The organism is Vermiculatibacterium agrestimuris (genome assembly GCF_943193085.1).
GTDB lineage: Bacteria > Bacillota > Clostridia > Oscillospirales > Oscillospiraceae > Vermiculatibacterium > Vermiculatibacterium agrestimuris.
The window spans coordinates 61,347-72,961 of sequence record NZ_CALPCU010000011.1 but is presented as its reverse complement, the minus strand read 5'-3'; the positions used below and the strand labels follow the sequence as shown (position 1 = coordinate 72,961).

Sequence of the window (11,615 nt, the reverse complement as noted above, 5' to 3'; positions counted from 1 at the left end):
CCCCCCCCCCCCCCCCCCCCCCCCCCCCCCCCCCCCCCCCCCCCCCGCTTTTTTGTTCCTTACAGCCGCTTCCAGGTGGTGCCCTCCTTGGTGTCGACCAGCTCGATGCCCTGGGCCTTCAATTCGTCCCGGATGCGGTCGGCCTCCGCCCAGTTCTTCTCCGCCTTGGCCTTGGCCCGGGCCTGGATGAGGGCCTCGATCTCCGGGTCGGCCTCCGCGGCGGCGGGCGCCGCCTCCTTCTCCGCCAAAGCGGCGGCGTGCTCCAGCAGCCCCAGTCCCAGCACCGTGTCAAAGCTGGCGATGAGCGCGCGCTTGGTGGCGTCGTTCACCCCGGCCTTGAGTACATCGTAGAGGGCGGTCACCGCCAGGGAGGTATTGAGGTCGTTGTCCAGCGCCGCCTGGAACTGCTCCTTGTAGGGCTGGGCAGCGGCGGCGTCCACCGCGCCCTCCTGGGTGAGGGCGGCGATGCGGCGCACCAGCTTCTCATAGGCGGCGGCGGCGTTGTCCAGGTTCTCCCAGGAAAAGGTGAGGGCCTTGCGGTAGTGGCTCTGCAGGCAGAACAGGCGGTAGACCATGGGGTCGTAACCCTTCTCCTCCAGCAGGGAGACGGTGAGGAATTCCCCCTTGGACTTGCTCATCTTGCCGTCGTTTGTGTTCAGGTGATGGACGTGGAACCATTGGGGACACCACTGGTGGCCCAGATAGCTCTCCGACTGGGCGATCTCGTTGGTGTGGTGAGGAAAGGCGTTGTCGATGCCGCCGCAGTGGAGATCCAGGTGCTCCCCGCAGTACTTCATAGAGATGCAGGAGCACTCGATATGCCAGCCGGGATAGCCCACGCCCCAGGGGGAATCCCACTTCAGGGCCTGATCTTCAAACTTGGACTTGGTGAACCAGAGGACAAAATCGTTTTTGTTGCGCTTGTTCTCGTCCTCCTCTACGCCCTCCCGGACGCCGCTTTGCAGATCCTCCGCGTCGTGGTCGTTGAAGACATAGTACTTTTTCAGCCTGGAGGTGTCAAAGTACACATTGCCCCCCGCCAGATAGGCGTAGCCGGTATCCAGCAGCTTGGTGATGACCTGGATGTAGCTGTCGATCATACCTGTGGCGGGCTGGACTACGTCAGGGGTCTTGATGTTGAGTTTGGCGCAGTCATCAAAAAAGGCGTCGGTATAGAATTTGGCGATCTCCATTACCGTCTTGTGCTCCCGCTGGGCCCCCTTGAGCATCTTGTCCTCGCCGGTGTCGGCGTCAGAGGACAGGTGGCCCACATCGGTGATGTTCATCACCCGCAGAACGTCGTAGCCCTCCCACCGCAGGGCCTTCTCCAGTACGTCCTCCATAATATAGGAGCGCAGGTTGCCGATGTGGGCAAAGTGGTACACTGTAGGGCCGCAGGTGTACATGCTCACCTTTCCCGGCTCGTGGGTCTGGAAGAGCTCCTTTTTGTGGGTCATGGAATTGTAAAGCTGCATGGTATCCATCCGGATCGATCTCCTTTCCATCAAAAAAACGCCCCTCATGCCCTTGGCATGAGAGGCGCCGAAACGCGGTTCCACTCTCGTTTTCACTCAAAGGCCGGTAACGGGGCCGAACCGTGAGGCATTGCCCTCCGCGCTCCCGGACGCAATTCATGCCCAGCCCTTCCCTGGGCCCGCTCTCAGCCGGTGGCGGGCCCTTTCTGTTGGGGGATGCCGTGCGCTACTTTTTCCGTTCATGGCGCTTAGTCGCTTTGTAATTAGTATATTATCACGGCCGACAATCGGTGTCAAGAGCTCTTTTTCCCTTGATTTTTGTACAAAAATACCCTTCCAAACCGTCCTCTCCCGTGCTACAATAGTGCTTCATATAAGGAATAAAAATTTTTTGAGGTGTACCTCCCATGGAAAATACACAGCCCCAGACTCCCATGTTCACCCGCCAGGCTCTGGTGCGGCTCATGGTGCCCCTTATCATCGAGCAGATGCTTCTGATGACCGTGGGCATGGCGGACACCATGATGGTCACCACCGCCGGCGAGGCCGTGGTCTCCGGCGTGTCCCTGGTGGACAACATCAATATTCTCATTATCAACCTCTTCTCCGCCCTGTCCACCGGCGGCGCGGTGGTGGTGTCCCAGTACCTGGGCCGCCGGGACGTGGAGAACGCCCGCTTCGCCGCCAAGCAGTTACTTTATGTAAACCTGTTCGTAGGCGCCGTCCTGATGGCCATAGCGCTCCTTTTCCGGGAGCATATCCTGCGGCTGGTCTTCGGAAATATCTCCCAGGAGATCATGGACGCCGCACTGATCTACTTCCTGCTCACTGCGGCGGCCTATCCCTTCATCGCCATTTATAATGCCGGGGCCGCCCTGTTCCGCTCCATGGGCAACAGCAAGGTATCCATGTTCAACTCCCTCATCGTCAACATCATCAATATCACGGTGAACGCCGTGCTCATCTACGGCTTCGGCATGGGCTCCGCCGGCGCGGGCATCGGCACCCTGGTTTCCCGTATTGCCGCCGCCGCTATCATCGGTGTGATGATCACCCGGCCCACCCACCTCGTCTACATCGAAAAGCTCCTCCACCCGCAGTTCCATTGGCCCACCATCAAGTCCATTCTGGGCATCGGCATCCCCAACGGCGTGGAAAACGGCATGTTCCAGATCGGCAAGCTGCTGGTGCTGAACCTCATCACCTCCTTTGACCTGGGGATGGATCTGGCGGTAAAGGGCTCCGCCGTGGCGGCCAACGCCATCGCCAACTCCATCGCCGGCGTGGTCAACGTGCCCAGCCAGGGCATCGGCCTGGGCATGATCACCGTGGTGGGGCAGTGTATGGGGGCCGGGGACGACAGGCAGGCCGCCAGCTATACCCGGCGGCTCCTGCTGGCCTCCTACTGCGCCATGTGGGTGATGAACCCCCTGCTCTTTTTCGGCTCCCCGGCCCTGGTGCCCCTGTTCAAGCTGACTCCGGCCACGGCGGCCCTGGCCATCCAGGTGCTGCGCTGGTGCGCCGTGTTCAACGCCCTTATCTGGCCCCTGTCCTTTACCACCCCCAACGCCCTCCGGGCCGCGGGCGACGCCAAGTTCACCATGGTGGTCTCCATGCTCTCCATGTGGATCTGCCGCATCGGCTGCAGCTACTTCTTCGGCTCGGCCTGGGGGCTGGGTCTGGGCCTGCTGGGCGTGTGGCTGGGCATGTTCGCTGACTGGGTGGTACGGGCGCTGTTCTTCACCGTCCGCTTCATCCGGGGCAAGTGGAAGCTCCATCAGGTCATCTGAGTGCAAAAACGCCGTCCCTGCTCGGGACGGCGTTTTTTCCGCTGTGTCTCAGGTGCGCTCTTCCACCGGGTCGTTCTCCCGGAACAGCAGAGAGATGCACCAGATCGCTCCCAGGCCCACCAGGGTGTAGATGACCCGGCTCATGGCGCTGTTCTGCCCGCCGAAGAGGAAGGCCACCACGTCAAAGCCGAAAATGCCGATACTGCCCCAGTTGAGTCCGCCCACAATGGCCAGGAGCAGGGCGATCTTGTCCATGATCATTGTCCAGAAACCTCCTCAAAATGGATTCCCAGACCTATCCTTGCCCGTCTTCTTCCCTTTTATACCTTCTCATCGCTTATTTTGGATAAAAAACGCCGCGGAAGCCCTCCGCGGCGTTTCCCTTTTAAATATTTCCCCAATCGATACAGTCCTTGTTCCGGATAAAGTACTCCGCCCCGGAATAGACGGTGGTGATCACGATGACCCAGACGGCCAACATCCCCACCACAGGGGGAATATCCACATGGATCAGGCACAGGCACACCATAGTGGCAGCGGTCTTCACTTTGCCCGACCAGCCCGCGGCAATGACCCGGCCGCCCTCCACTGCGATGAGCCGCAGACCGGACACGGCAAACTCCCGGAAAATGACCACCACCAGCGCCCAGGCGGGGAAACGGCCCATGGCGCAAAAGCACACCATAGCGGTCATCACCAGCACCTTGTCCGCCAAAGGATCCATAAACTTGCCAAAGTCGGTGACCAGCCCACGGCTCCGGGCGATCTTCCCGTCGGCCAGATCGGTGAGGCTGGCCAGCACAAAGACCGCCAGCGCCGCATAATTGTTCCAGCCGAAGTCCAGACGCCACATCACCAGATAGAGGGGGATCATCACCACCCGCAGCATGGTCAGTTGATTGGCCGTGTTCATCTTCATCATCTCTCACTCCTCGATCTCGCCGGTCAGATCACCGTCCATGAGCCCCGTCATACGGACGTGGACGAATTGTCCGGCCTCCACCACCCCGGCGGCGGTGAACCACACATGGCCGTCCACCTCCACCGAGTCGGCATAGGTGCGCCCCACATAACAGCCCATGGCGGGATCGAAGCCCTCACAGAGCACCTCCATCACCGTGCCAAGGCGGCTTTCATTGTAGGCGTCCAGCACCCGGGACTGGAGCTCCACCAGCCGCTCCACCCGCTGGCGGGCCACCTCCTCGTCCACCTGGTTCTCCATCTTGGCGGCCCGGGTCCCCTCCTCCCGGGAGTATTGGAATACCCCGGCCCGTTCGATGCCGGTACCGGATACAAATTTACATAATTCTTCAAATTCCTCCTCCCCCTCGCCGGGCAGGCCGCAGATGAGGGAGGTACGCAGCACCAGGCCGGGGATGCGTGTCCGAAGGGTCTCAATGAGCGCGGTCAGACTCTCCCGCGTTCCCCAGCGGTTCATGGCCTTCAACAGTTTGCTGCTACAGTGCTGGAGAGGGATGTCCAGATACTTGACGATTTTCCGCTCCTGGGCGATGACGTCAATAAGCCCGTCGTCAAAGTGGTCGGGATATAAATAGTGAAGCCGGATCCAGCGAAACGGAAGTTTACATAATTCTTTCAGCAGCTCCGGCAGCTTTTTCTCTCCGTAGAGGTCTTTTCCATAGGGGCCGATATCCTGGGCGATGAGGATGAGCTCCTTCACCCCGGCGGCGGCCAGGGACTTGGCCTCGGCCAGAAGGGCCTCCATGGGGCGGCTGCGGTAGCGGCCCCGGAGATAGGGTATGATGCAGAAGGCGCAGAAATTATCACAGCCCTCGGCGATCTTCAAAAAGGCGGTGTAGCCGGGGGTGGTCACCAGCCGCTCCCCCTCCTCGGAGGTGACGGAAATGTCCCCAAACTCCTCCGGCCGCTCCCCCCTGGCCACCGCCTCCACGGCGGAGACCACCTGGTCGTAGCTGCCGGTGCCCATCATGCCGTCCACTTCCGGCAGCTCCCGGCCGATCTCCTCCCGGTAGCGCTGGCTGAGGCACCCGCACACCAGCAGCTTGCCCAGCTTCCCCGCCGTCTTCAGCTCGCCCAGGGCGATGATATGCTCAATGGCCTCGCTCTTGGCGGCGTCGATGAAGCCGCAGGTGTTAAGAACGGCCACATCGGCCCCCTCCGGCTCGCCGGTCACTTCGTGTCCGGCGGCGCGGCAGAGGGCCATCATCTGCTCGGTATTGATCAGGTTTTTGGAGCACCCCAGGGAGATAAACGCGATCTTCAAACTCATTCCTCCTCCAGCTCCGCCCCGTAGCGGTTGAGGCCCTCTCGGATCTCATCCCAGCGAAAGCCTCTGCGCGCCAGGGCGTCAGAGGCCCGCTTCAGCTCCTTCTGGTCGGGCGTCCTGCCCTTGAAACGGCTGCGGAGGAAGGCGTCCACACCTTCCTCCGAGCCCTGGGCCTCCAAAAGGGCATCCTGCCAATATTCTCTGGGCACGCCCCGGCGAAACAGCTCATCCCGGAGCTTCCGCTCCCCATAGCCCCTGGCGGAGTAGTGCCGCACCACGGTCTTGGCGTATTCGCCGTCGTTAAGATAGCCCAGCTCCTCCAGCCAGTCCGCCGCCTCATCCGCCTGTTCCGGGGTGGCGTAGGGGGGGCGCTCCCGGCCATCCCTGGTCTTGGGCCGGCGGGCGGTGAGCTTTTCCACCAGCTCCCGGCGGGACATGGGCTTGGCGGCAATGAGATCCAGGGCCTTCCCCCGGGCCTCGCTGCGCCCCGCCCGCTCCACCAGTTGGTCATAGACCTGGTCGGTCAGCTCCATACCGGCGTAAAGGGCGAAGGCGACTACCTCGTTCTCGGTGACCCGAATGAGAGAGCCGTCGTCCAACCACACCAGCCACCGGTCCCGCACATGCTTGGAGGGCTCTAATTTAGCGACGATCATTCGTCCTCAAAGTCCTCAGCAGACACATCCACTGCCCGGGGATTCACCGCCGCAGCGGCGGCTCTGGGGCTCGCGGCGGCGGGCGGGGCGATGGAGGCTCTGGGCTCCGGCTTGGCCTGGGCGGCGGCTGCCTGCTTGGCCATGCCCTCCCGGATGTCCTCCTCCAGCTTCTCGGCAATGTCGGGATTGTCCTTCAGGTACTGGCGGGCAGCGTCCCGGCCCTGGCCGATGCGCATCTCACCCATGGAAAACCAGGAGCCGGACTTCTGCACCAGCCCCAGCTGGACGCCCATGTCCACCAGCTCCCCCTCCTTGGCGATGCCCTCGCCAAAGAGGATATCGAACTCCGCCTGACGGAAGGGCGGGGCCACCTTGTTCTTGACCACCTTGGCCCGGACGTGGTTGCCCACCACCTCGGAGCCGTTTTTCAGAGATTCCACCCGGCGAATGTCGATGCGCACGGAGGAGTAGAACTTCAGCGCCCGGCCGCCGGTGGTGACCTCGGGGTTGCCGTACATGACCCCCACCTTTTCCCGCAGCTGGTTGATGAAAATGACGATGCAGTTGGTCTTGGAGATGGCGCCGGCCAGCTTGCGCAGGGCCTGGCTCATGAGCCGGGCCAGCAGGCCCACATGGCTGTCGCCCATGTCCCCCTCGATCTCCGCCCGGGGGGTGAGGGCGGCCACGGAGTCCACCACCACCACATCGATGGCGCCGGAGCGCACCAATGCCTCGCAGATCTCCAGTCCCTGCTCGCCGGTGTCGGGCTGGGAGATGAGCATGGAGTCGATATCCACCCCCAAAGCCTTGGCGTAGACGGGATCCATGGCGTGCTCGGCATCGATGAAAGCCACCTCGCCGCCCCGCTTCTGCGCCTCGGCCACAATGTGGAGGGCCAGGGTGGTCTTACCGGAGGACTCAGGGCCGTAGATCTCAATGATGCGCCCCTTGGGCACGCCGCCGATGCCCAGGGCGAAGTCCAGGGCCAAAGATCCGGTGGGGATGGCCTCCACCACCACATGGGCGTTCTCCCCCAGGCGCATCACCGCACCCTTGCCGAAATCCTTCTCGATCTGAGCCAGGGCCGTGTCCAGCGCCTTCTTTTTATCCGAAGCCTGACCGGGCTGGGTAATGGGCATTTTCTTCTTCTCTGCCATGTTTCCCTCTCCTCCTAAAACTCGTCCCACATGATTTTTGTCTCGTTGCGCCCCCAGGGCGGCCTTATGCTGGTGTTATATCACTTTTACAGTCCCATAAACGGGACTTTCTCTCACTTGTTCAGCGTGCCGGAGACCACCCGCCAGATCCCCTGGGTATCCTGACAGGTGCGGATCTCCTCGTAGCCGTTCTCGGCCAGAATGGCCTCCACCGCGCCGGACTGGCCCATGCCCACTTCAAAGAGGAGCCTGCCCCCCAGCCGGATCGCCCCTTTCCACTTGGCGGCCACCAGCCGGTAAAACTCCAGGCCGTCCTCGCCGCCGTCCAGGGCCTCCAGGGGCTCGTAGTCCTTCACCGAGGGATCCAGCCCCTCAATGTCCCCGGTGGGGATATAGGGCGGGTTGCAGGCGATGACGTCAAAGTCCCACAGGGCGGGCAGAGGGGGCAGCTTGGCGTCGGCGTGGACGCTCACCACCTGATTGCCCAGACCGCAGCGGCGGATGTTCTGCTTGCAGACCCGCAGGGCCCCCTCCGAATTGTCGGCCAAGACCACCTTGCAGTCGGGGACGTTGGCAGCCACCGCCAGTCCCACACAGCCGCTGCCGGCGCAGAGATCCAGCACCCGGCAGCCCTCCTCCACGCCCCGGGCCGCCAGGATAGCCTGCTCGGCCAGCACCTCGGTGTCCATCCGGGGGATGAGCACTTCCCGGCTCACGTCCAAGGTCAGGCCGTAGAACTCCCACTCGCCGATGATGTAGGCCACCGGCTCCCCCGCCAGGCGGCGGTCTGTAAGCTCCTTCACCCGGCTTTCCACCTGCTCGGAGGTGTATAGGCTCATGTCCCGGAAGAAATCCTCCCGGCTTTTATCCGCGGCGAAGCAGACGATCTCCCGCGCCTCCAGCTGGGCGGCGGGGATCCCCGCCGCCTTCAGCTTTCGCCGGGCGTCTAAGTAGAGATTATTATAGGTCGTCGCCATCGTTTCACCTCCATGGGGCTGTCACGTTCCACGCTTCTATCTCACCACTTGTCAGCGCCGGCTTCCTGGGGCAGCACCTCGGTAAAGGCTTTGATGCCCACCTCGATCATCGTGTCGTCAGGCTCAAAGGTCGTCCAGCGCTGGATAGCCATGCCGGGGGCACGCACCAGGCGGCACACCGCCCCCTCGTGTCCTCCCACATAGCGGTTGATCTCGTAAGTAATGGCCACAATGAGGGGGAGCATCAGCAAATGCATCCCCATCCGGGCAAAGGTGTTTTCCACATGGATAAAAGAGAACACCAGGCTGGACAGCAGAATGGACACCACAATGACCACGAACAGGAAGCTGGTGCCGCACCGGGGATGGTGCTTGGGCTGGGCGCGGACATTCTCCACCGTCAGGGGAAGTCCCGCCTCATAGCAGAAGATGGTCTTGTGCTCCGCCCCGTGGTACTGGAAGGTGCGGTGAATGTCCTTGAGCCTGGAGCAGAGGATGAGATAACCCAAAAAGATCACTACCCGGAACGCCCCCTCCACCAGGTTGCGGCCCCACAGGGGGAACCCGGGCAGCAGCCGGAGGGTCAGACCGCCCAGAGCAGTGGGCAGCAGGAAGAAGAGAAACACGGAAAAGAGCATGCCCAGGAGCATGGACACCGTGACGATGAGGGAGGTAAACTTCTCATTGCCCAGCTTCTCATCCAGCCACTTTTCAAACTTGGAGGGCTCCTCCTCCACCGCCTCATCCTCCGGGTAAAACTCGGCGGAGTACATCAGTGCGGTGACCCCGTTATACATGGAGGAGCAGAAATTCACCACTCCCCGGATCAGGGGCAGGCCCACAAAGGGATACTTGTCCTTCAAAAGCCGCCGGGGCTCGGTCTTGACCTCCAGCTCCCCGTCCGGCTTGCGCACCACCACCGACTTCTTGTCGGGGCCCAGCATCATAATGCCCTCGATGAGGGCCTGACCGCCGATGACGGTCTTGAACCCGCCGGCGGATAGCAATAACAGTTGTCTCATTCGTCTCAACATTATTTTTCTCCTTCGGAGGATCTAAGCAAGGAACTGCGTCAGTTGTATTGTAACAAACCCACGCCCCTTTTGCAAGAGGCGCGGGCAATTTTTCGAACTTATGTTCTAACCGCTCCGCCGTCCACAGGCAGACGGACAGTGACCACGCAGCCGCCGCCCTCGGCGTTGCCGATGAGCAGCTCGCCCCCGTGGCGGGTGATGATCTCGTCGCTGACGGCCAGGCCGATGCCGGAGCCTCTGGCCTTGGAAGAGCCCTTATAGAATTTGCTCTTCACGTGGGGCAGCTCGCCCTCGGGGATGCCGGGGCCGTAGTCCCGGATGGTGATGACCGCCCAATCCTCCTCCCGGTGGATGGCGCAGTCGATGCGCCCGCCGCTGCCGCCGTGCTTGGCGGCGTTATCCATAATATTGCAGAATACCTGGCGCAGCCGCTCCGGGTCGGCCTCCACAGGGGGGAACTCCTCTTCCCCGGCCTCCGCGTCCTCATCCCGGTAGTGGAGCTCCAAACCGTCCTTGCGGAAGAACTCCCGGTAAGTATATACCGCGTCCTCGAACTCCGCCTTCAAGTCCACCGGCTCGATGGACAGGGTGAACCGGCCGTCCTCCAGCCGGGAGAACTCCAGCAGCTCCTCCACCATGTTGGTCAGCCGCCGGGCCTCGGAGACGATGATGCCCATACCCTTTTTCACGTCGTCGGCGTCCCGCACCTCGCCGTTCATGATGGTCTCGGCCCAGCCGTTGATGGCGGTGAGGGGGGTGCGCAGCTCGTGGGAGACCGAGGAGATGAACTCGCTTTTCATCTTCTCGGACTGGTCGATGCGCTGGGACATGTCGTTGATGGCGTCGGTGAGGTCGCCGATCTCGTCGTCGTGCTGTTTTTCGATCTGGATGCCGTAGCTGCCGGCGGCGATGCGCTTGGTGATCTCGGTGACTCCGGCCACCGGCTCTACAATAGAGCGGACAAAATAGAGGTTGGAGAAATAGACCAGCAGCAAAATGGCCAGACCGACGGCCAGGGAGAGGCCCACGATGGTCATCAGCTGCCGGTCCACCAGCCGCAGGGAGGTGACATAGCGCACGGCGGCCACCGGCGCCCCATTGACCGTCAGGGGACAGGACACCGCCATGATGTGCTCCCCGGTGGAGGGGTCGTTCCCCGTCCAGGGGGTGGTTTTGGGCTCCTCCGGGTTCAGCGCCCCGGCGATATCAGGGGTGTCCGGCGCGGAAAAGGCCGCCAGGCCGAAGGTGGAAAAGCGGATGGAGCCGTTGGAATCCAGAAACTGCATCTCCACCTCGTCCTTGCCCTCAAAATTGTTGTTCACATAGGTGATAACGTGCTGGTAATACTCGCTGCGGGTGCGATAGGCGCTGAAAAACTCCACCACATACTCCGCCTTGGCCTCCAGGCCGTTGGACATGGTGGCGTAGTAATAGCTGCCCATGGCCACGGAGAAGGCGGACACCGCCAGCAGCACCACAAAGAGCACCACGCCCAGAGAGTTGGTCATCCAGCGCCGCCGGATGCCTGTCGTCCTCGCCATATCCGCCACCTCCTCCTTTTTCTGTCAAAAACAGCGTATTTTCAGAAGCCCCACTTATAGCCGTAGCCCCAGACCGTGGTGATATAGGTGGGGTTGGTGGGGTCGTCCTCGATCTTGATGCGCAGACGGCGGATGTTCACGTCCACGATCTTCACCTCTCCGAAGTAGTCCTTGCCCCACACCGCGTCCAGGATCTCCTCCCGGCTCATGGCCTTGCCGGCGTTGTCCATGAACAGCTTGACAATGGCGTACTCCACCTGGGTCAGCTTCACCCGCGCCCCGTTCTTCTCCAGGGTGCGGTTGCGGGTGTTCAAAAGGAAGGGGGGCTGGGAGATCTCCCCGGTGTCCACCGCCGTCTCCCCGGTGGCCCGGCGGCACAGGGCGTCAATGCGGGCGGTGAGCTCGGCGGGAGAGAAGGGCTTGGTCACGTAGTCGTCCGCTCCGGTCATCAGTCCGGTGACCTTGTCCATCTCCTGGGTGCGGGCGGTGAGCATGATGATGCCGATGCGGCTGTTGCTGGAGCGGATACGGCGGCAGACCTCAAAGCCGTCCATATCCGGCAGCATCACATCCAGAAGGGCCACATTCACGTCGGGGTTGCGCTTGAGCTGCTCCAGCGCCTCCTGCCCGGTGCCCGCCTCCACGGTCTCATAGCCCGCCCGCTTCAGGTTGATGACCACAAAGGAGCGGATATTGGTCTCGTCCTCCAGTACAAGGACTTTTCTTCCCATAGCGCT

11 protein-coding genes are annotated in these 11,615 nt (G+C 62.0%); 1 reads left to right on the top strand and 10 read right to left on the bottom strand.

Annotated features, from left to right (window positions below):
- Nucleotides 1–59: 59 nt before the first annotated feature.
- A complete protein-coding gene (cysS, locus tag NFR87_RS05520; RefSeq protein WP_251447498.1) occupies nt 60–1,475 on the bottom strand; it encodes a cysteine--tRNA ligase in 1,416 nt (471 codons plus the stop codon).
- A gap of 407 nt (nt 1,476–1,882) precedes the next feature.
- On the opposite strand from cysS, the gene NFR87_RS05515 reads away from it, so the two are divergent.
- The gene (locus tag NFR87_RS05515; RefSeq protein WP_251447489.1) at nt 1,883–3,265 is read left to right on the top strand and encodes an MATE family efflux transporter; all 1,383 of its coding nucleotides are present in this window, start codon (nt 1,883–1,885) and stop codon (nt 3,263–3,265) included.
- A 48-nt stretch (nt 3,266–3,313) separates the two neighbouring features.
- On the opposite strand, the gene NFR87_RS05510 is transcribed toward NFR87_RS05515, so the two are convergent.
- The 9 genes from NFR87_RS05510 to NFR87_RS05470 all read right to left on the bottom strand — a co-directional run bounded on the left by NFR87_RS05510 (nt 3,314) and on the right by NFR87_RS05470 (nt 11,609).
- Nucleotides 3,314–3,526, bottom strand: a complete 213-nt coding sequence (locus NFR87_RS05510; RefSeq protein WP_251447487.1) for a DUF378 domain-containing protein — start codon at nt 3,524–3,526, stop codon at nt 3,314–3,316.
- Nucleotides 3,527–3,650: 124 nt separating this feature from the next.
- Nucleotides 3,651–4,184: a CDP-diacylglycerol--glycerol-3-phosphate 3-phosphatidyltransferase gene (gene pgsA, locus NFR87_RS05505; protein ID WP_338147040.1), complete on the bottom strand. Its 534-nt coding sequence runs from the start codon at nt 4,182–4,184 to the stop codon at nt 3,651–3,653.
- A 6-nt stretch (nt 4,185–4,190) separates the two neighbouring features.
- The gene (gene rimO, locus NFR87_RS05500; protein WP_251447485.1) at nt 4,191–5,516 is read right to left on the bottom strand and encodes a 30S ribosomal protein S12 methylthiotransferase RimO; all 1,326 of its coding nucleotides are present in this window, start codon (nt 5,514–5,516) and stop codon (nt 4,191–4,193) included.
- On the bottom strand, nt 5,513–6,169 hold the full coding sequence (locus NFR87_RS05495) for a regulatory protein RecX (RefSeq protein WP_251447483.1): 657 nt from the start codon (nt 6,167–6,169) through the stop codon (nt 5,513–5,515). The genes rimO and NFR87_RS05495 overlap by 4 nt, the downstream gene beginning before the upstream one ends.
- Nucleotides 6,166–7,326 (bottom strand): recombinase RecA, encoded by a 1,161-nt coding sequence (gene recA, locus NFR87_RS05490; RefSeq protein WP_277613130.1) that lies wholly within the window; start codon nt 7,324–7,326, stop codon nt 6,166–6,168. Before recA ends, NFR87_RS05495 begins: the two co-directional genes overlap by 4 nt.
- A gap of 113 nt (nt 7,327–7,439) precedes the next feature.
- Complete coding sequence (gene prmC / locus NFR87_RS05485) at nt 7,440–8,303, bottom strand: peptide chain release factor N(5)-glutamine methyltransferase (RefSeq protein WP_251447482.1); 864 nt, start codon at nt 8,301–8,303, stop codon at nt 7,440–7,442.
- A gap of 41 nt (nt 8,304–8,344) precedes the next feature.
- On the bottom strand, nt 8,345–9,337 hold the full coding sequence (locus NFR87_RS05480) for a DUF1385 domain-containing protein (protein WP_251447479.1): 993 nt from the start codon (nt 9,335–9,337) through the stop codon (nt 8,345–8,347).
- A gap of 98 nt (nt 9,338–9,435) precedes the next feature.
- Nucleotides 9,436–10,878, bottom strand: coding sequence for a sensor histidine kinase (locus NFR87_RS05475; protein ID WP_251447477.1), 1,443 nt, complete (start codon nt 10,876–10,878; stop codon nt 9,436–9,438).
- 41 nt (nt 10,879–10,919) lie between these two features.
- Nucleotides 10,920–11,609 (bottom strand): response regulator transcription factor, encoded by a 690-nt coding sequence (locus NFR87_RS05470; protein WP_251447475.1) that lies wholly within the window; start codon nt 11,607–11,609, stop codon nt 10,920–10,922.
- Nucleotides 11,610–11,615: the final 6 nt, after the last annotated feature.